The following is a 20,160-nucleotide window of genomic DNA, read 5'->3' as shown; positions in this document are numbered from 1 at the left end:
CACGGAGGCCCTTCGTGCTGTTCCGGTGCCCGGTGGCGCCTCAGTCGAAGCTCAGCGTCCGGTACACCGTCACGTTCCCCGCCAGTTCCTGGCAGCGTTGGGCCGCCGCTGTCAGCTTGGTGTGGCAGTCGGGTGCCGCGGTGTCCAGGAGGATGCCGAGGGCCGTGCCGCTGTGGCCGACGACGACGCCGAGGCCGCCGACGTCCGCGCAGATGGCGATCATCGGCTCCAGGGACCACTTGTGCCGCAGGACCTGGTTCATCCGGGCGCTGGCCGTGGCGACCCGGCCGACCTCGGCGAGGTCGCGGCGGGCCACGGCGCGGGTGACGCGGTCGAGGAGCCTGGCGTACTCGCGTCTGTCGGCGGCGGTGAACGGCTTGGGGATGTTGTTGAAGTCGACGGTGTCCACCGAGCCGCCCTCGTCGACGCTGACCACCGCCATCGACGGCAGCGAGCCGAGCCGCGCGCGCAGCCGCACGCTGCGGTGGTGGAAGGCGACGACCGAGGGGTAGAGCACGCCGTCGGTGGGCTCGATCCTGGCGAGGTAGGTCTCGATGCGGCGCGGCGGCATCGGCTCGCGCAGCGCGTTGGCGACCGCGCGGGCCGTGGCCACCAGGTCGGCGGAGGAGCTGGCGAGGCCCTTGCCCTCGGGCAGGGTGCTGTCGAGGGTGAGCAGGCCGCCGCCGGGGCGCCGCGCTTCCTCCATGATCATGGAGGTGAGGCGGAGCGCCTTCTTCTTGTGCGGCGGCACCACCGCCAACTCCTCCGCACCGCGATCGAGTTCGAAGCGGGCCATGGCCCAGCGGGCGACCGGAAGGGTCACCAGGAAGTCGCCGTCCCGCTCGGGCAGCACGCCCTGGAGCAGCTCCCCGAAGGTGCCGAAGGCCGCGCTGACGCCGACGGCGGCCGCGCCGGGCGGGGCCGCGCCGGTCAACAGGTGTGCGTGCGTGGTCACGTGGTTCCTCCTTGCCCCGGCGGCCCGGCGCGCAGCGCGGCCCGCACCGCTCCCGCCGCGTCCGCGGGGCGGGTACTGACGAAGTAGTGGCCTCCCAGAGGCAGTTCGTGGCTCGTGACGTGGTCGCTGACCGCCTTCCATTCGAGGTGCGACCGGGCGGAGCGCCCGGTGGCCGGGTCGTCGCGCGCGACGACGACGTGCAGGGGCGCCCGCACCCGGTGCGCGTCGGGGTCGGCGCGCACGCCCAGGAGGTACGTGTGCGCGACCCGGAGGTCGTGGCGGCAGGCGCGGGCCACGACCTCGGCGCGCTCCGGCCCCAGCGCGTCCAGCTCGACGTACGCGCCGCCCGCGCGGAGGCCATCGAGGAGCGTGCCGTCGTCCGCCGCCTCGGCCCGGTCGGCGCGGGCGCGCAGGGTGGTGGGGTCGTCGAGGAGCTGGGCGCCGAGGAAGACCCGGGCGACGGCGTGGCCCGCGGCCTCCAGGAGCCGGGCGGTCTCCAGGGCGGGCGCGGCGCCCGCCCCGTGGCCCCAGAGCAGGACGGGGCCGGTGGCGCGCGCGGCCAGTTCGTCCCGTACGCGGCGGGCGAGCCGGGGCACGTCCGCGAGGGGGCACGCGGCGCCCGCGAGGTCGTGGCCGGGCGGCTCCACGCCGAGGACGGCGATGCCCTCGCCCTCCAACTCGGCGGCGAGCGCGCGGTAGTTGACGGCGTTCCCGCCCTCGTACGGGAAGCAGACCAGGGTGTGGCGCGGATTGCGGACCAGGGACAGATCCTGGAGCAGGGCACCGCCCCGGGCCCCGGCGCCGTCGACGGCCGCGGCCAGGTCGGCGAGGACCGGGTGGGCCGTGAGACGGGCGAGGGAGAGGGTGCCGTCGAGGTGAACGAGGAGGCGTACCGAGGCGAGGGACGTGCCGCCCAGCTCGAAGAAGCTGTCGGTGCGGCCGATGCGCTCCAGCGGTACGCCGAGGACCTCCGCCCACAGCATGGCGAGCCGCCGTTCGGTGGCGGTGGCGGGCGCGGTGTGCGGGGCGCCGCCGTGGCCGAGGGTCCCGGCGAGGCGGACCAGGGCGGGCTTGTCGGCCTTGCCGTTGCCGGTGCGGGGCAGCCGCTCCAGCTGGTGGACGTAGGTCGGCACCATGTAGTCGGGCAGGCGGGCGGCGAGGTGGTCGCGCACGCGGTCGGCGGGCAGCGGTCCCGGGCCGCTGACGAAGGCGGCGAGGTGGCGCGGGGCGCCGGTGCCCTCGCGCGGGCCCGCGGCGGTGGCGGCGGTCTCCGTGGTGCCGCCGTCGACGACCACGGCGGCCTCGCGCACGCCCGGCATCGCCGTCAACCGGTGCTCGATCTCGCCGAGTTCGATGCGGTAGCCGCGGATCTTGACCTGTTCGTCGTGGCGGCCCAGGTACTCGATGCGCCCGTCGGGCAGCCAGCGCCCGAAGTCGCCCGTGCGGTACATGCGGGCGCCCGCGCGGAACGGGTCGGCCACGAAGGCCTGCCGGGTGCGCTCCTCGTCGCCCACGTAGCCGCGGCCGACGCACACGCCGGAGAAGGCGATCTCGCCGGTCGAGCCGAGCGGCACGAGGTTCAGGTTCGCGTCGAGGATGTACGGGTTGACGTTGCGCAGCGGGCGGCCGAGCGGCACGAAGTCGCGCTCGGGCGCGGCGTCGAGCACGTCGTGCACGGTGTCGTCGCAGACCTCGGTGGCTCCGTAGGCGTTGACGAGCCGGATGTGCGGATACAGCGCGAACCAGCGCCTGACCAGGCCGAGGGCAAGGGCCTCCCCCGTCACCGACAGGGCCCGCAGCGCGCCGAGCGGGCGCGGCGGCCCGCTCTCCAGGTGGGTGAGCAGGACTTCCAGGTACGAGGGGACGACCTGCGCGACGGTGACGCCGCCGTCGACGATCTCGTCCACGAAGCCGTCCGCACTGAGCTGTCGCCCGGTGTCGACGACATGGACGGCGGCGCCGGTGAGCAGGGGCGCGGCGAACTGCCAGAGGGAGATGTCGAAGCTCTGGGAGGCGGTCTGGGCGACGACTTCGCCACTGCCGCCGGTCCCGCCGCCCGCGCCCGCCGGACCCGCGAGCCCCATGTCGTCGATCTTCGCCCGAAGGTGGTTGAGCAGCCCGGCGTGCTCGCACAGGGCCCCCTTCGGGGCGCCGGTGGAGCCGGAGGTGAAGTAGATGCACGCGGCCCGGCCGGGGGTCAGGGCGACGTCGGGGGCGTGGCCGGGACCGCCCGCCGCGAGGATGCGGGGGACGGGGAGGATCTGGGGTGGGGTGGGAGTGGTCGGCCCCGCGAAGGCACCCGGCCCCGTGAGGACTGCGGCCGCCGCCTCCCGCGCCGGGCCCTCGCCGTCCGCGTCCGTCAGTGCGAACGCCGCCTCGCTGCGGGCGAGTTGGGCCGCGATGTGGTCGACGGGGAAGTCGGGGCGTACCGGCAGATAGACGCCGCCCGCCTTGAGGACGCCGAGGGCGGCGGTGATCCAGTCGGGGGTGCGCTCCATGACGACGGCCACCACGCCCTCGGCCGCGAGGCCCGCCGCGAGCAGCGCGTGGGCGACGGCGTTCGCGCGGCGGTCGAGCTCCCGGTACGTCAGCCGCCGCTCCCCGTGGACGACGGCGAGGGCGTCGGGGTGGGCCCGCACCCGGTCCTGGAACTCCGCCACGAAGGTCCGCTCCGCCAACTGCGCGCGTGGACCGGCGAATTCGTACAGCTGCGTCTCCGTCTCGCGCGCCGAGAGCAGGCTCTGCCGGTCGTGGCGCGCGGCCGGGTCGGCGGCGATCAGGCGGAGTGCGGCGAGGTGGTATCCGGCGACGCGTTCGGCGTACGAGGCGTCGAGCGCGGCCGAGTCGTAGGTGACGCGCAGGGCGAGCCCGCCGTCCGCGTCCGGGGCGAGGCGCACGCGCAGGACGGTGCCGTCGTCGGGCAGGGTGGCGTCCGCCGGGTCCGGCCCTGACGCCGAATCCGGGCCTGACAGCAAGTCCTGCCCTGGTGGCAAGCCCTGCCCTGACAGCAAGCCCTGCCCTGACAGCGAGTCCGGCTCCGACAGCGGGTCCTGCCCCGACAGGTCGAGGGTGACCTCGGGGCGGGCCCCGCCGGGATAGGTCGCCGCCCCGGCCGCGCCCGCGATCAGCTCGGCCCACGTCGAGTCCGGCACGGCGAGGCGCAACGGCCCCTGGAACGCTGCCTGTTCGTGCGGTACGTAGCCGATGAGCAGGTCGCGTTCGTTGGTGAGGGTCGACAGGACCCGGGCGTGGGCGGCCAGCAGGAGTGCGGGCAGGGTGGCGCCCAGGTCGGCGGCGGTGCGCTCCAGGGCCCGGGTGACGTCGGCGGGCAGCCGGGCCGTGCGGGTGCCGGTGCCGGGCCTGCCTCCGGGGAGGGCGGTCCAGCGGGGGATCCTGGTGGCGGGTTCGCCGGCGGGCTCCCTGGCGAGGCGCGCGGAGGGCCCTTGGGTCGACGCGTACGTCGGGGCGCTCCTCGGGTCGTGTGCCGGGACGTGCTTCGGGTCGTACGTGGGCGTGTGCTTCGGGCCGTACGCCAGGGCGTGCTTCGGCTCGTGCGTCGGCGTGGCCCGCGCCTCGTGGTCGGTCATCGGTCCCCCTCCGCGGCCTCGCCCAGCTCGACGTCGATCAGGTGCGTGGCGTCCCGCGCGTGCCGCGCCGCCGCCTCGGGGTCGGGCCCGGTGGCCACGACGCACGCCAGGCGGTCCAGGAACGAGTGCGTGACACGCACGTCCCTGCCGACGGCGGTGCTGACGGTCGCCGCGACGACCCCCGGGGCGGCGAGCGCGTCCTGCAGCCCCGCGACCGCCCTGACCCGCCCCTCCCCCGCCGCCCGCAGGAAGCGGACGGCGGCGTGCCCGGCACCGGTCCCGGCCGGGGCGGGCCCCAGGCCGGAGGCGCGCGCGATCACCGCGTCGACCAGGTCCACGCCGGTGGCGGCCCGGACGGCGACGGGGATCATGCCGCCCGCGAGCCTCGGGTTGACCTCGATGACGACGGGTCCCCGCGCGGTCAGGCGCAGTTCGGTGTGGGCCGCGCCCCAGCCGAGGCCGAGGGCGGCGAGCGCCCGCAGCGCGGTGGCGGCGAGGGCGGCCGCCGTGTCCTCGGGGACGGGCGCGGGTACGTCGTGCCCGGTCTCCACGAAGTACGGCTCGGCCCCGACGTGCTTGGCGACGACCGCGACCACCCGGTCGTCCAGGGTCTCCACGGAGAACTCCGGCCCCCGGACGGCCTGTTCGACCAGGATGCGGGCGGGCACCGGGGTCCCGCGTTCGTCGGTGGCCCGCTCCAGGAGGCGGCCGGCCCAGGCGCGGGTCTCCGCCGGGTCCCGGCACAGCCGTACGCCGACGGAGCCGGAGCCGCTGACCGGCTTGAGGACCACCGGGAACCCGGTCTCCTCGGCCGCCCGCACCGCGTCCGCCACGCTCCCGGCCTCCGCGAACGCCGGGACCGGCACCCCGTGGGCCGCGAGCGCCGCCCGCTGGGTGCCCTTGTCGCGGCAGCGGGCGACGGCGTCGCCGTCGGCGGCGGGCAGGCCGAGCTTGGCCGCCGCGCGGGCGGCCGTCGCCACGAAGTACTCGGAGCTGGAGGCGACTCCGGCGAGACCACCGGTGCCCCCGGCGGTCTCGCCACCCCCGTGTGCGGCGGCTTCAGTGCCTTCGGCGGCTTCAGCGGCTTCGCTGGCTTCGGCGAGCGCCCCGCACACTTCAAGCACCGCCGTCAGATCCCCGGTGTCCACGACCCGTACGTCGACGGCGTCCTCGGCGACGTACGGATAGCGCGCCGGATCCCGGGTCAGGAGCACGGGCCGGAGCCCGCGCGCCCGGGCGGCGGCGCAGAACTCGCGGCCCGTACCGGTGGTGTTGCTCTCGACGAACGCGAGGTACGCGCCCTTGCTCATCCCGAACCTCCCGTCGCTTCCCCGGACCCGGCTGCCGCAGAGGGGCCGGGCCCGTACCGCTCGACGACCCCCGCCACGGCCGCCGCAAGCGCGCCGTCGGCGTCCCGCAGCCGGGCCCGGCAGGCCGCGCCCCAGTCGGCGTGGGCGCCGAGCCGTCGGCGCAGCGCGGCCACGACCTGGTCGCACTCGCCGGGGCCGCCGCCGCGGTCGTGGTCGGCCACCACGTCGGCGAGCGGCGGGAGCGGCCCGCCGAGGCCGGGGTGTCCTTCGGGCGGGGTGATGTCGGTGAGTTCGGCGGCGCCGGAGTCGACGGCGTCGCGGACGGCGGCGCCGACGGCGTGGTGGGCGGTGCGGAACGGTACGCCCTGCGCGACCAGGCGGTTGGCGATCGCCGTGGCGGTCACGAAGCCCTCCCTGGCGCGCTGTTCCATCCGGGCGGGCACCGGCCGCGCACCCGTGACCAGGACCTGGGTCAGGAGCACGGAGTCCCGCACGGCGGCGAGGGCGGGCCACACCACGGCGACGGCCTCCGTGCCGACCTCGATGGAGTTGGTGAACGGCGTCGACTTCATCGCGGACGCCGACGCGGTCCAGGCGCCGACGGCCGCGGCGGCCTTGGCCTTCACATGCTCCAGGAGGAACGCGTTCCGTTTCTGCGGCATGGCGGAGCTGCCGCCGACGAGCCGCTCCGGGAACTCCACGAAGCCGAACTCCTGCGTGGACCACAGCTGCAGGTCGGTGGCGAGACGGCTCAGAGTCACTCCGGCCGAGGCGGCCGCGGCGAGTGCCCGCAGCGCGGTGTCGCGGGCGGCCACCGCGTCCGTGGCGTGCAGCGGCGGGCCCGCGAAGCCGAGCAGGGCCGCGGTGCGCCCGGGCCGGATCGGCAGGTCGGTGCCCGCCACCGCGCCCGCGCCGAGCGGGCAGCGGCGGCCCAGCTCGTCGACGGTGTGCCTGAGGCCCGCGACGTCCCGGTCGAGGGCGGTGGCGAGGCCCGCGAGGTAGTAGCCGTAGGTGATGGGCATCGCGGGCTGGAAGTGGGTGTACACGGGCATGACCACGTCCCGGTGGACCCGGGCCCGGGACAGCAGCGCCGCCTGCAGCCGGAGCAACTGGCTGAGCAGCTCCAGGAGTTCGCCGCGCAGGCGCATCGCCGTGACGGTGGCCTTCAGGTCGTTGCGGGAGCGCCCGGTGTGCAGCTTGCCGCCGACGTCCGCGCCGAGCGCGGCGACGAGGTGCCCCTCGTACATGAGGTAGAGCCCGCGCGGCGTCGGTGCGCCCACGAGGTCCCGGAAGCCGTCGGCGCGCAGCCGTCCGACGCGGTCCAGGAGGGCCGCGGCGGCGGGGCCGGGGAGCAGCCCGCTCTCGGTGAGCATCACGACGTGCGCAAGGTCGACGGTGCTGGTGAGGTCCAGTTCGGCGCGGATGTCGGCGGGGGTCGGTTCGCCGTAGACGACACGGCGGGTGCGGGGGCCGAGGACGGCGGTGAGGCGGCCGGTGCCGGGGGGTGGGGACGAGGCGGCCGGGGTGGTCGGGGCTCGGGACGGCTCCGAGGCTGGTGCCGAGGGCGGGACTTGGGGCGTTTCCCCGGCCGCCGGGGCGCCGAGCGGTGGGGCCGTCACGACAGGACCTGTTCCGCGCGGTCGCGGCCCGCCGGGCGAGGCACCACGCCGGGCACGTCCTCGTAGCCGCGCCGGTTCCACGCGAACCGGGTCCACGCCTCGCCCGCCTCGTCGGGCGAGGCGACGGTCACGGGCTCGGCGTCGGGGCGCGGGTCGAGGACGTACCCGTTGTCCGCGAGCCAGGCGTCGTCGTACACCGTGGCCTGATAGCGGTAGCCCTCGTCCGGCATCATCACCACGCACAGCTTGTCGGGGTTGCGGCGGGCCCACCACTGCGCGACGAGATAGGCGGCGCCGCTCGTCGGCCCCTGGAACAGGGCGTGCTGGGCGTGCAGGGCGCGGGTGTGCGCGTACGCCTCCTCGGCGGCGCACCAGTGGACCTCGTCGAAGACGCCGTGGTCGAGGTTGGCGGGCCACAGGCTGTTGCCGAGTCCGCGCAGTGTGCGCGGACCGTCGTCCTGGCCGAACAGCACACTGCTGTGCGTGTCGACGCCGATGGCGAGGGTGTCCGGGTTGTGCGCGCGCAGGCCGCGCGTGGTGCCGCACATCGAGCCGCCCGAGCCGACCGGGCCCACCAGGCAGTCCACCGCGCCGAGGGTGCGGATCAGCTGCTCGGAGACCCGCTCGTAGGAACGGGGGTTGTCGGGGTTGGTGTACTGCTCGGGGCAGAACGTCGACGGCAGCGCGGCGCGGATCTCCGCGAGCCGCCGCAGCCGGGCCTCCTGGAAGCCGCCGACGGCGGCGGGCTCCCGGCAGATCTCGACCTTCGCGCCGAGGTCGCTGAGCCTGCGGTACAGGTTCGCGTCGATGGCCGGGTCGCTGACCAGGATCAGCTCCCGCTCGGTCAGCGCGGCCTGCATGGCGAGGGCGAGGCCGAAGGTGCCGGAGGTGGTCTCGACGACCACCGTGTTGTGGTGCAGCTCGCCGCGCTCACGCGCGCGTTGGAGGATGAAGTGGGCGGGCAGCAGCTTCATCAGGGTGAAGACCGCGCCGTAGAGGTTCGGGCCGATCCGCACGAGGCGCGGCATCATCTGCGCCTCGGTGATCGAGTGGTACGTCGGGGGGGTCACCGGCATGGGAGCTCCCTGGGAATCGGGGTGGTGCTGGTCGGTGCGGCGGCGGGCGGAGCCCACGGGTGGGCGGCGGAGCCCGAGAGGCGGATGGCGGGCGCCACGGGGACGCGGGCCGGGCTCCGCGCGAGGCCGGCGCTGAGGGCGGTGCCTCTCCTTCGGTCAGGATCCCGGGCGGCCCTGACAGCGGACTGACAGGCCGGACCGCCGTCGGCCGGGGGCGGGTGCCGCCGGGCCCCGGGCCCGGTCGGGGTGCCGCAGCTCACGTTCCGCGGTCAGGTGGCCGTCAGCGGGCGGTGGAATCATGGACGCCGACCGGTGTGCCGTCGCACGCCGGTGGACGACCGGCTGACTGGGGGACGGCAATGGTGTGGACGCAAGCAGTCGAGGCACGGCCCTTCGCGGCGGGCCGCCTGGTGTGCTTCCCGCACGCCGGGGGCTCGCCGTACTTCTACCGCTCCTGGGGCAAGGCGCTCACGGACGTGGAGGTCCACACGGTCTGCTATCCGGGCCGCGCCGACCGCATCGCCGAACCGCCCGCCACGGACCTGAAGGCGATGGCCCGCGACCTCGCCGAGGAGCTGCGCCCGCTGCCCGACGGGCGGCCCACGGCGTTCTTCGGGCACAGCATGGGCGCGTTCGTGGCCTACGAGGTGGCCCGGCTCTGGCAGGCCGACGGCGCGCAGGTGAGCCACTTCTTCGCGTCGGCGGCCCGCGCCCCGCACACGGCGACCGGCACCCCGGAGCGCGCCGCCGAGGTGGACGACGCGGCCGTCCTGCGCACCCTCGCCCAACTGGGCGGCACGGACGCGGAGCTGCTCGACAACCCGGTGTTCCTGGAGCTCGTGATGCCGTACGTGGGCGCGGACTTCCGGATGGTCGCGGGCTACGCGGGGCGGCCGGACGCGCTCCTGGACTGCCCCGTCACGGTGCTCCGCGGCGAGGCGGACACGCGGGTGAGCCCCGCGGAGGCCGCCGCCTGGCGGGAGCAGACCCGGGGCCCGGTCACGCTGCACACGCTGGCCGGCGGGCACTTCTACCTGACGGACGAGCCGCCGCTGCGGATCGTGGAGGACGCGCTGCGCACGGGGTGAGGCGTGGGCGGGTGCGCCCGGGCCGCGTCGGGGTGTGCCCGGGCCGCGTCGGAGTGCGCCCGGGCCGTCGGGGTGCGCCGCGTCAGCTCCCGCCGTGCCCGCGGTACATCTCGGCCAGCAGGAACGCCAGATCCAGGGACTGGGTGCGGTTGAGGCGGGGGTCGCAGGCCGTTTCGTAGCGGTGCGGCAGGTCCTCCTCCAGGACGGCGTTGCCGCCGCCGACGCACTCGGTCACGTCGTCGCCGGTCAGCTCCACGTGGATGCCGCCGGGGTGGGTGCCCAGCTCCTGGTGGACCTCCACGAACCCGCGCACCTCGTCCAGGACGGTGTCGAACCGCCGGGTCTTGTGGCCGCTGGGCGCCGTCGTGGTGTTGCCGTGCATCGGGTCGCTGACCCAGGCGACCAGGGCGCCCTCGGCGTTGACCTTCTCCACCAGCGTGGGCAGCAGATCCCGTACGCGGTCGGCGCCCGCGCGCACCACGAACGTGAGGCGGCCGGGCTCCCGGTCCGGGTCGAGCCGGTCGAGCAGGGAAAGGACGGTGTCGGGGGACGTCGTCGGGCCGAGCTTGACGGCGATCGGGTTGGCGACGCGGGAGAAGTACTCGACGTGGGCGCCGTCGAGGTCGCGGGTGCGCTCGCCGATCCACAGGAGGTGGCCGCTGGTGGCGTAGGCGCGGCCGGATCCGGGGGCGGCCTCGGGGTCGGTGCGGGTCGCCGGTTCGGCGTGGGTCGCGGGCTCGGTGCGGGTCAGGGCCGCCTCGTAGTCCAGGAGCAGCCCCTCGTGGCCGACGAAGAACTCGGCGGTGGCCAGCTCCCGGGTGTCGACGCCGCAGGCCCGCATGAAGTCGAGGCTGCGGCCGATCTCGTCGGCGAGCTGTGCGTAGCGCTCGCCCGCGCCGGACGCGGCCACGAACCCCTCGTTCCAGGCGTGCACCTGGCGCAGATCGGCGAAGCCGCCCGTGGTCAGGGCACGCACCAGGTTGAGGGTGCGCGCCGACGCCTCGTACATCGCGCGCAGCCGGCGCGGGTCGGGGACGCGGGCCGCCTCGGTGAACTCCAGGCCGTTGACCGCGTCGCCCCGGTACGAGGGCAGCACGACCCCGGCGCGCTCCTCGACCGCGCTGGACCGCGGCTTGGCGTACTGCCCGGCCATGCGGCCGACCTTGACGACGGGCAGCGCGGTGGCGTGCGAGAGGACCACGGCCATCTGGAGCAGCGTCTGGAGCTTGCCGCGGATCGCGTCGGCGGTGGCCCGCTCGAAGGTCTCGGCGCAGTCGCCGCCCTGGAGCAGGATGGCCTCGCCGCGCGCGACGGCCGCCATGCGTCGCCGCAACTGGTCGCACTCGGCGGCGAAGACCAGCGGCGGCGCGGCGGCCAGGTCGTCGGTGACGGCCCGCAGGGCGCGCGGGTCCGGCCAGTCGGGCTGCTGCCGGGCGGGGAACGCCCGCCAGGATGCGGCGGCCGTGTTCTCCGCCGCGATTTCCCTTTCGTCGGCGATCGCTCCGGCTCGTGCGTCGGCTCTTGCGCTGTCTTCCATGACGGCCTTCCCCGTGCGGACATAGGACAGGAGGAACTAAAACGCGTCACCACTGAATCCGTGCGACCCCGTCCGGGTCAAGCGATTCGGAATTGGTCCGCCTCAGGTCCCGGGAATTGGTCTGGCACGGTTCACGGCACCGCTGTTTGACTTTCCGACAGCACGGAAAGGCAGCCGTGGGACAAGCCGACGGCGGCGAATTCACAAGGAGTTCACCATGCCGGACTTCACGCCGGTCGACGTGCGGGTGACCGCGAGCGAACTGCCCCGCCACGACCCCCTGGACCTGTACGTCCCGCTGCGCACGGCCCTCGGCCAGGACGAGGTGTTCCTGTTCGAGAGCGTCGACGGCGCCGACCAGGACCGCCGTGCGGCCGTCGTCGGCTTCGGGCGGCTCGCGGAGATCCGGGTGTACGACGGGTACGTCGACCTCGACGGCACGCCCGCCCTCACCCGGGCGCTCGCCGGGGCGGCCTGCGCGGCCGGCCTGCGCAGGGACCATCCGCGGGAGCCGGACCCGGGCGTGCACCGGCTCCGCCTCACCGCCGCCGACCAGGTCTGGGACTTCCTGGCCCGCGCGCAGCGCCTGTTCGCCCTGGACACCGAACTGCTCACGACGGCCTACGCGTTCGGCTTCCTCACGTCTCTCGCGTACGAAGCCGCCTGGCACCTGGAGGCGCTGCCCGCCCGCACAGAGCCGCCGGGCGCCCCGGACATCACGCTGACGCTCTTCCGGGACACCGTCTGGTACGACCTGGCGGACGGGTCGGTGCGTCATCTGCGGGCGGCGAGCAGGGCGTTCGGGGACGATGATCCGGCGAGGGCCCGTGAGGTGGCGTACGAGGCGGCGCGGGCGGCAGCTTCGGGCGGGCGGCCGGTGGTGGTCCCCGAGGCGCCCGGGCCGGAGTCCGTGCGGGACAGCGTGGACCGCGAGACCTTCCTGGGCTGGGCGAGGACGTGCCTGGAGCACATCGGGGTCGGTGACGTCTACCAGATCCAGATCGGCCACCGCATCGACGTCCGCACCGCGTTGACGCCCGTCGACGTCTACCGAAGGCTGCGTGCCCGCAACCCGTCGCCGTACATGTATCTGATGCCGCGCGCGGGCCGCACGCTGATCGGGGCGAGCCCGGAGCTGTTCTTCCGGATCGAGGGCGACGAGATCGTGATGCGCCCCATCGCGGGCACCGCGCGGCGCGGCCCCGACGAGGAGGAGAACCAGCGCCGGGTCAAGGAGATGCGCGAGTCCATCAAGGAGCAGGCCGAGCACATCATGCTGGTCGACCTGTGCCGCAACGACATCGGGCGGGTGACCACGGCGAGCACCAAGCCGGTGGACCGGCTGATGGCCGTGGAGGGCTTCAGCCATGTCTTCCACCTGGTGTCGACGGTGTCGGGGCGCCTGGAGGGGGGCGCGGGGGGCGCAGAGGGCACGGACACCTGGCGGGCGGTGCGCGCGACGTTCCCCGCGGGCACCATGACCGGGGCGCCGAAGGTGCGCGCCATGGAGATCGTCGACGGCCTGGAGCGGGAGCGGCGCGGCGCCTACGCGGGCGCGGTCGGCCTGGTCGACGTGCGCGGCTGGAGCGAACTCGCGCTGTGCATCCGCACGGTGGAGCACGACGGGGAGACCTACTCCACGCAGAGCTCGGCGGGGCTCGTCGCCCAGTCCGAGCCCGAGGCCGAGTGGCGCGAGACGCTGGCGAAGATGGGCGCCGCGTACTGGGCCCTGACCGGTGCGGAGCTGCTGCCGTGACCGGCGCGCCGTCCGCGTACGACACTCCCCCGGCCCCGTACGAGAGAGGCACCCCCGGCATGAACGTCCTGCTGATCGACGCCTACGACAGCTTCGTCCACATCATCGACCAGTACCTGCGCACGCTCGGGGCGCGCACCCAGGTGGTGCGCTCGCTGACCCGCTCCCCCGCCGACCTGGCCGCGACCGGGCCCGACGCGGTGGTGCTCGGGCCCGGTCCGGGGCATCCCGAGGCGTCCGGACACGTGGAGCTGGTACGGGAGTTCGCGGGGCGGGTGCCGCTGCTCGGCGTGTGCCTGGGGCACCAGGCCATCGCGCTCGCGTACGGCGGGCGCGTCGAGGTGGCCGGGCAGGTGATGCACGGGCGCACCAGCACGGTGCGGCACGACGGCGCCGGGGTCTTCCAGGGCCTCGGCCACACCCTCGAAGCCACCCGCTACCACTCCCTGGTCGTCGCCGAACCGCTGCCCGCACAGCTGGTGACGACGGCCACCGCCCTCGACCACGGGTACGTGATGGGCCTGCGGCACCGGACACTGCCCGTGGAGGGCGTGCAGTTCCACCCCGAGAGCATCATGACGAACGGGGGGCTCGCGATGATGGAGAACTTCCTCGGGCTTGCGGCCGCCACCGCCGCGGTCACCTCCCCCTGACCACCTCCGCGATCTCCCGCACCGCCTCCGTGACGCCCGAGCGGGGCAGGTGGGCGTGGCCGACGACCAGGGCGGGCGCGGTGGGGCCGGGCCGGGCGTGGAACGCCGCGCCGCCGCGCACCAGGACGGAGCGGGCGAGCGCCCCGGCCACCACCGCGGCCTCGTCCACGTGCCGGGGCAGCCGCACATACGCGTGCAGGCCCGCCGCCCGGCCGATGACCCGGGCGCCGGGCAGTTGCTTGTGCACCGCCTCCTCCAGGGCCTCGCGGCGGCTGCGGGCGCGGGCGTTGAGGCGGCGCAGATGGCGGTCGAACTGGCCGCCGCGCAGGAGTTCGGCGAAGGCCAGCTGGGTGAGGGTGTCCGTGCCCAGGTCCTGCCGGGCGCGCACCCGCAGCAGCCGGTCGAGGAGCGGCCGGGGCGCGGCGACCCAGCCGAGGCGCAGGCCGGGGGCGAGGGTCTTGCTCGCCGTGCCCGCGTACACGACGTGGTCGGGGGCCTCGCGCTGGAGGGCGAGCGGGCGGATGCCGCCGCCCTGCTCGTACCAGAGCCCGCCGTCGTAGTCGTCCTCGATCACCAGGCCGCCGGTCTCGCGCGCCCAGCGGGCCAGGGCCTCGCGGCGGCTCGCGGACAGCTTGACGCCGGTGGGGAACTGGTGGGCGGGCGTGACCAGGACGGCGCGCAGACCGGACGCGGCGAGCGCCTCGACGTCGATGCCCTCGGCGTCCACGGGCAGCGGCACCGGGCGCAGTCCGCTGTCGCGCACGAACTGCCGCTGTCCGGGGTGCCCGGGGTCCTCGATGCCGAGCGCCGTCACCCCGTCCTGCGCCAGGGTCGCGCACACCAGGGACAGCGTCTGCGCGAACCCGGCGACCACCATCACCTGGTCCGCGGCCGTGCGCACGCCCCGCAACCGGCCGAGGCAGTGGGCGAGTTCGCGGCGCAGGACCGGCTCGCCCGCCGGCGGCGGATAGCCGTGGTCGGTGGCGTTCGCGCGGTTCAGGACCCGCTGGTAGCAGCTCAGCCACTCCCGGCGCGGGAACGCAGCGAAGGTGTGGCCGCCCGGTCTCAGGTCCCAGCGGACGCCGGGCACATCGGCGTCGGGGCCCTCGTCGAGCAGCGCGGGCACGACCGGTCCTGCGGCGGCCGCGGCGTCCAGGTGCTCCACCACCCGGGTGCCCGCGCCCCGCACCGCCTCCAGATAGCCCTCGGCGACGAGCTGCCCGAACGCCTCGACGACCACGCTGCGCGAGACGCCCAGGTCGTCGGCGAGGCGGCGGCTCGACGGCAGCCGCGTGCCGGGGTGCAGAATTCCCTCCGCTATCTCCTTTCTGATGAAACGCTGTATCTGGGAGGTCAGGGACTGCTTCGATTCCCTGACGACGTCCACCGCGATGTGCAGGGCCACGGCCCCTCCCTCTCTTGCGCTTCGTGAACTCCTCGGAGTTCTTTCGGAATTGGCCCGTACGGCTCCTCGGAAAGTGGTCTGGAACGCGCGTCCGACGCTCTCCAGAATGAAAGGGACGTGCTCTTCTTCGAGGATTCGAGGAGAATTCCCGTGACCGCCGATGAGCCACAGGGCCGTACCTGGCCGGAACTGCTGAACGCACTGCTGAGCCGCAGGGATCTGACCTCGGCCGAGACCGCCTGGGCGATGGATCAGGTGATGTCGGGCGCCGCGGGTCCCGCGCGGCTCGCGGGTCTGATGGTGGCGCTGCGCGCCAAGGGCGAGACCGCCGAGGAGATCGACGGCCTGGTCGACGCCATGTACGCGCACGCCGTGCCGCTGTCCGTGCCGGGGCCCGCGCTCGACATCGTCGGCACCGGCGGCGACGGCTCCCACAGCGTCAACATCTCCACGATGTCGGCCGTCGTCGCCGCCGGAGCCGGGGCGCGTGTCGTCAAGCACGGCAACCGCTCGGCGTCCTCCGCGTGCGGCTCCGCCGACGTCCTGGAGGAGCTGGGCGTGGCGCTCGACCTGCCCGCCCCTGAGATCGCGGAGGTGGCGGAGGAGGTGGGCATCACGTTCTGCTTCGCGCCGCTGTTCCACCCGGCGATGCGGCACGCGGCCGGGCCCCGACGGGAGTTGGGCATCCGCACGGTCTTCAACATCCTGGGCCCGCTGACGAACCCGGCCGCGCCGGTGGCCCGCGCGGTGGGCGTGGCCGATGCCCGGCTCGCGCCGCTGCTCGCCGCGGTCCTCGCCCGGCGGGGCGTGTCGGCGCTGGTGTTCCGGGGTGACGACGGGATGGACGAGTTGACGGTCACGACTACCTCCACGGTCTGGTCGGTCTCCGGCTCCGAGGTGCGCGAGGAGTCCTTCGACCCGAGGGACATCGGCATGGCGTACGCCACCGGGGACGCGCTGCGCGGCGGCGACCGGACACACAACGCGCGGGTGGCACGCGAGTTGGTCGCGGGCGCCCGCGGCCCGGTCCGGGACGCCGTCCTGCTCTCGGCCGCCGCGGGCCTCGCGGCCCTGGAGCCGAGCACCGCCTCCGCCACGGAGCGCATCGCCGCCGGGGTGGACCGCGCCGCCGATGCCATCGACTCGGGCGCCGCCGCGGCCGTGCTCGACCGTTGGGCGACGGTCACGACGAAGCGCCGCGACCAGGGGGCGTGAGCGGGACGGCCGGGACGAGCACCGTCCGACGAGCACCGCTCCACGGCCCCGGGTGACCGGGGCCTTCGGCCGTCGGTGCGGGGCGGGTTGCGCCGGGCGCCGGACGGGCGAGTCCGCCGGGCGGGCCGGGCTGTCGACGAGTGAATCTGCCGGGCGGGCCGGGCTGGGGACGAGTGAATCGGGCAGGCCCGCGGAGGCGCGGACTCGCGGGGCGGGGACACTCAGGACACACGGACTCGCAGGACACGGGCGCGAAGCACAGGGGCGCGAAGGACACGGGCTCGCCCCGCTGCGGGTGCGGGCGCACACAAGAACCTGTGCCACAAGCCCGGGCAGGGCTACAGATCCCAGGCCCCAGGCCCGAGCAGACCACAAGCCGCAGGGTCAGGCAGGACCAGACTTCACAAGCACAAGCACAAGCACAGACTCAGGCGCGAGCACCGACTCAGGGACAAGCACCAGCACGGACTCAGGCACAAGCTCGGGCACGGCCACAGGACGCCGCCCCGGGCATCGGCTCGGGCGCCGCCCCAGCCACCACCTCGGTGACCGCATCAGCGACCCCCTCAAGACTCACCCTCACCCCATCCCACCAACCCCCCGCCCCCGCTGCCGCACAAGCCCCCGGCCCGCCGCCACCAGCTGGGCCACCGCCTTCCTGCTGTCGCCGCCCGTCACCACGGACTCGCCCACGAGGATCGCGTCGGCGCCCTGGGCCGCGTACGCCAAGGCGTCGTCGGGGCCGCGGACGCCGGATTCGGCTATGCGCACGACGCCTTCCGGTATCTCCGGGGCGAGCCGGGCGAACATGCCGCGGTCCATCTCCAGGGTGCGCAGATCGCGGGCGTTGACGCCGATGATCCAGGCGCCCGCGTCGAGGGCGCGCTTGACCTCCGTCTCGTCGTGCACCTCCACCAGGGGCGTCAGGCCGATCTCGGCGGCGAGCGCCAACAGCTCGGCCAGCAGCGGCTGTTCGAGCGCGGCGACGATGAGCAGGACCAGGTCCGCGCCGTGCGCCCGGGTCTCCCAGAGCTGATACGGGTCGACTATGAAGTCCTTGCGTAGGAGCGGCACCCGCACCCGCGCCCCGACCGCGTCCAGGTCCGCGAGGTGGCCGCCGAAGCGGTGCCGCTCGGTGAGGACGCTGATCGCCGCGGCGCCCCCCGACTCGTACTCCGCGGCGAGGCCCGCCGGGTCGACTATGTCGGCCAGGCACCCCCGGGACGGGCTGTTCCGCTTGACCTCGGCGATGACCTTCAGGCCGTCCGCCCCGGAGAGCAGCGCGGCGCAGTCCAGGCCGGGGCCGACCTCGGCCACGCGGTCCGAAAGCTCGGCCTCCGGAACCAGCCGGCGCCGCTCCGCCAGGTCGGCCCGCACCGCCCCGATGATCTCGTCGAGCGCGTTCATCCATCCGTCCTTCCCTATGCCAACAAACCTAAGGACGGCCGGAGCCCCGGACCACACCCTTTAGCGTTCGTTGAAAGTCCCAGGTGGGAGGGTGTGGTCCGGCGGTCCGCCCGTCGAGCAGCGGGCTGCGCGCGGTCCTGGTCCGGGCGGCCCGGGCCGCATCGGCCCAGGTCGCGGCGGTCCGGGCCGCGCCGCTCAGGTCATGGACACCACCACCTTGCGGGTGCCGGTGAACGCCTCGCGGCCGTGCAGGACGGACATGTTGTCGACGATCATGATGTCGCCGGCCTGCCAGGGCTCGGCGATCCGGTGCGCGCGCTGGGACGCGCGCACGTCGGCGAGGTCGCCGTCGGAGAGCGGTGTGCCGTCGGCGTAGGTGATCCAGTGCGGCAGTTCGGCGGGGTCGTCGATGAGGGAGAGCAGGGTCTCGGCCTCCTCCGGGGGGAGGTTGGACGGGTGCCACTGGTCGGCCTGGTTGAACCAGGTGTCGCGGCCGGTGCGCGGGTTCTTGCGGATACCCGGCCGGTGCTGGCGCACGCGCAGCCCGCCGTCGCCGGTCCAGGTGAACTCGGCCCCGGACGCCGTCAGGAACTCCTCGACGACCGCCTTGTCCTCGGTCTCGAAGGTCGCCTGCCAGGACTTGCCGAGGCCGAGGCCGCCGTGCAGGTGCTGGTGGTAGACGACGCCGTCGGCGAACCGCGCGCGCACCTCGGGCGCGAGGCCCGCGAGCAGTGCCTCGCCGTCGCACACCGGGGTCGCGCCGCCGGTGTCGGGGGCGTCGAGGCAGCAGAAGTACAGCCGCGTGGGCCACGCCATCGCGTACGACATCTCGTTGTGCAGGGAGATGTCGTAGCGCGCCGGGTACTCCGTGGACGTGAAGACGCCGTCGGAGACCGTGGCGCGCGGGGTGTTGCCGCCGCGGTAGCTGTCGATGAGGGAGTCGCCGAAGCGGGTGACGGTGCGGTGGAAGGCGGCGGCGTCGGCGATGCCGAGTCCGCGCACGAGCACGGCGCCGCACTCGGCGATCAGCTCGTCGGCCCGCACGCGCACTGCCTCCCAGGAGTCGGATCCTCCGCTTCCGGCCCCCTTACCCACCTGGCCGCCGCCGAAGTCGCCTTCAGGGGAACCGTGTTCGGGCCCGCGTTCACCGTCCGCGCCGAAGTCGCCCTCCGCCGCGAAGTCCCCCTCGACGTGCAGCAGGGCCAGCGTCGTCCCGCCCGTCGTACGCCTCTCGTCACGCATCGCCGTCCGTCCCTTCCCTGGCCGGCTCCGCCGTGAAGGCGACGGGCAGACCGCTGTAGCCGTGTACGAAGTTGGAGTAGAGCCGCCGCGCGGGACCGCGCAGGCCGATCCGCGCGACCTGGTCGCGCAGGGTCTCGACCATGGCGTTCACATGGACGCGGCCGAGGAACGCGCCGAGGCAGAAGTGCGGGCCGTGCCCGAAGACGACGTGCTTGTTGGGGCTGCGCCCCACGTCGAAGGAGTACGGGTCGGTGAAGACGTCCTCGTCGAAGTTGGCGGAGCTGTTCCACAGCGTGACGACGTCGCCCGCCTTGATGACCTGGTCCCGCAGCGGTACGTCGACGAGGGCGCGGCGTCCGAAGTGCATGGCGGGCGTGGTCCAGCGCAGGATCTCCTCGGTGGCGCTGTCGGAGGTGACCTCGCCCGCCTTGAGGCGCCGCCACTGCTCGGGGTTCTCGGCGAGGGCGATGAGGCCGCCGACGAGGGACATGCGGGTGGACTCGTCGCCGCCGAGGATGAGGCTGTAGCAGTTGAGGACGATCTCGTCCTCGGTCAGCGGCTCGCCGTCGACGGTGGCGGTGGCCAGGACGCTGATGACGTCATCGCCGGGGTTCCCGCGCCGCTCGGCAGCGAGTTCGGACAGGTAGAGCAGGATCTCGTTGCGCGCCATCAGCGATTCCAGCTCGCTGTCCTCGCTGCTGTGCCGGGACAGGGTCTGGGTGTTCCACTCGACCAGGCGCGGCCGGTCGGCGTGGGGGATGTCCATGAGGTCGCCCATGGTGTGGATCGGGACGTGGTCGGCGACGTCCGTGACGAAGTCGGCCTCGCCCGACGCGACGGCGCGGGCGACGAGTTCGCGGGTGTGCCGGTGCACGCCGTCGACGACGGGCGCGAGGACGCGCGGCGCGAAGGACTTCAGCATGAGGTTGCGGATCGCGCGGTGGCGGGGCCCGTCGGTGACGGCGAGCATCTTGCCCGCGGCCGAGTCGCCGCCCTGGAGCAGGGTCGTGAGGACGTTGCCCTTCTCCGAGGTGAACCGCTTGTTGTCGCGGTACACGGCGACGGCGTCCGCGTACGTGGACACCACCCAGAAGCCGGGCGCGCGCTCGGTCGGCGGGTGCCAGTGGACGGGGCTGTCCTCGCGGAACCGCCGCCACAGGGCGTGCGTGTCCACGTCGTGGAAGGTGCGGGGGTCGGTGAGGTCGACGGCCGCCGGGTCCGGCGGCGCCAACACCTGGGGTACGGACATGGGGTGACTTCCTTCAGGCTTCGCTTGCGGCTTCGGAGGGTCGGCGGGGCAGGGACCGGGC

Annotated in this window: 14 protein-coding genes; 4 read left to right on the top strand and 10 right to left on the bottom strand. The window is 74.6% G+C overall.

The window, feature by feature from the left end; genetic code table 11:
• Window positions 1–40: 40 nt before the first annotated feature.
• From ACZ6AA_RS17215 to ACZ6AA_RS17195, 5 genes are read right to left on the bottom strand one after another with little or no spacing between them, the layout of a single operon-like run.
• Window positions 41–955, bottom strand: coding sequence for a GHMP family kinase ATP-binding protein (locus ACZ6AA_RS17215; RefSeq protein ID WP_468449882.1), 915 nt, complete (start codon window positions 953–955; stop codon window positions 41–43).
• Entirely contained in the window at window positions 952–4,542 is a 3,591-nt protein-coding gene (locus tag ACZ6AA_RS17210; RefSeq protein ID WP_471458694.1) for a non-ribosomal peptide synthetase, read from the bottom strand. Before ACZ6AA_RS17210 ends, ACZ6AA_RS17215 begins: the two co-directional genes overlap by 4 nt.
• Entirely contained in the window at window positions 4,539–5,852 is a 1,314-nt protein-coding gene (locus ACZ6AA_RS17205) for an ATP-grasp domain-containing protein (protein ID WP_471458692.1), read from the bottom strand. The genes ACZ6AA_RS17210 and ACZ6AA_RS17205 overlap by 4 nt, the downstream gene beginning before the upstream one ends.
• Complete coding sequence (argH, locus tag ACZ6AA_RS17200) at window positions 5,849–7,471, bottom strand: argininosuccinate lyase (RefSeq protein WP_471458690.1); 1,623 nt, start codon at window positions 7,469–7,471, stop codon at window positions 5,849–5,851. Before argH ends, ACZ6AA_RS17205 begins: the two co-directional genes overlap by 4 nt.
• Window positions 7,468–8,547 carry a cysteine synthase family protein gene (locus ACZ6AA_RS17195; protein WP_468449886.1) on the bottom strand — a complete coding sequence of 360 codons (1,080 nt, stop codon included), beginning with the start codon at window positions 8,545–8,547 and terminating at the stop codon, window positions 7,468–7,470. Before ACZ6AA_RS17195 ends, argH begins: the two co-directional genes overlap by 4 nt.
• A gap of 362 nt (window positions 8,548–8,909) precedes the next feature.
• Here ACZ6AA_RS17195 and ACZ6AA_RS17190 point away from each other — a divergent pair, with 362 nt between their 5' ends.
• A complete protein-coding gene (locus ACZ6AA_RS17190) occupies window positions 8,910–9,635 on the top strand; it encodes a thioesterase II family protein (RefSeq protein WP_471458689.1) in 726 nt (241 codons plus the stop codon).
• Between the two features lie 82 nt (window positions 9,636–9,717).
• On the opposite strand, the gene ACZ6AA_RS17185 is transcribed toward ACZ6AA_RS17190, so the two are convergent.
• Window positions 9,718–11,172: a class II 3-deoxy-7-phosphoheptulonate synthase gene (locus tag ACZ6AA_RS17185; RefSeq protein WP_471458687.1), complete on the bottom strand. Its 1,455-nt coding sequence runs from the start codon at window positions 11,170–11,172 to the stop codon at window positions 9,718–9,720.
• A gap of 217 nt (window positions 11,173–11,389) precedes the next feature.
• Between ACZ6AA_RS17185 and ACZ6AA_RS17180 the strand changes: the two genes are divergently transcribed.
• Window positions 11,390–12,928 (top strand): anthranilate synthase component I family protein, encoded by a 1,539-nt coding sequence (locus tag ACZ6AA_RS17180; RefSeq protein WP_471458685.1) that lies wholly within the window; start codon window positions 11,390–11,392, stop codon window positions 12,926–12,928.
• Window positions 12,929–12,987: 59 nt separating this feature from the next.
• Window positions 12,988–13,581: an anthranilate synthase component II gene (locus ACZ6AA_RS17175; protein WP_468483292.1), complete on the top strand. Its 594-nt coding sequence runs from the start codon at window positions 12,988–12,990 to the stop codon at window positions 13,579–13,581.
• Here the strand turns inward: ACZ6AA_RS17175 and pdxR are convergent.
• Window positions 13,568–14,986: a MocR-like pyridoxine biosynthesis transcription factor PdxR gene (gene pdxR / locus ACZ6AA_RS17170; RefSeq protein ID WP_468449890.1), complete on the bottom strand. Its 1,419-nt coding sequence runs from the start codon at window positions 14,984–14,986 to the stop codon at window positions 13,568–13,570. The two genes, ACZ6AA_RS17175 and pdxR, sit on opposite strands and share 14 nt — an antisense overlap.
• Before the next feature lie 150 nt (window positions 14,987–15,136).
• On the opposite strand from pdxR, the gene trpD reads away from it, so the two are divergent.
• Window positions 15,137–16,201 carry an anthranilate phosphoribosyltransferase gene (gene trpD, locus ACZ6AA_RS17165; RefSeq protein ID WP_468449891.1) on the top strand — a complete coding sequence of 355 codons (1,065 nt, stop codon included), beginning with the start codon at window positions 15,137–15,139 and terminating at the stop codon, window positions 16,199–16,201.
• Between the two features lie 579 nt (window positions 16,202–16,780).
• Here the strand turns inward: trpD and trpC are convergent.
• The 3 genes from trpC to ACZ6AA_RS17150 all read right to left on the bottom strand — a co-directional run bounded on the left by trpC (window position 16,781) and on the right by ACZ6AA_RS17150 (window position 20,099).
• A complete protein-coding gene (gene trpC / locus ACZ6AA_RS17160) occupies window positions 16,781–17,608 on the bottom strand; it encodes an indole-3-glycerol phosphate synthase TrpC (RefSeq protein WP_468449892.1) in 828 nt (275 codons plus the stop codon).
• Window positions 17,609–17,803: 195 nt separating this feature from the next.
• Complete coding sequence (locus tag ACZ6AA_RS17155; RefSeq protein ID WP_468449893.1) at window positions 17,804–18,850, bottom strand: TauD/TfdA family dioxygenase; 1,047 nt, start codon at window positions 18,848–18,850, stop codon at window positions 17,804–17,806.
• On the bottom strand, window positions 18,843–20,099 hold the full coding sequence (locus ACZ6AA_RS17150) for a cytochrome P450 (protein ID WP_468449894.1): 1,257 nt from the start codon (window positions 20,097–20,099) through the stop codon (window positions 18,843–18,845). Before ACZ6AA_RS17150 ends, ACZ6AA_RS17155 begins: the two co-directional genes overlap by 8 nt.
• Window positions 20,100–20,160: the final 61 nt, after the last annotated feature.

This window comes from Streptomyces sp. NPDC040610 (assembly GCF_055594065.1).
This window is presented reverse-complemented; position numbering and strand designations above follow the sequence as displayed.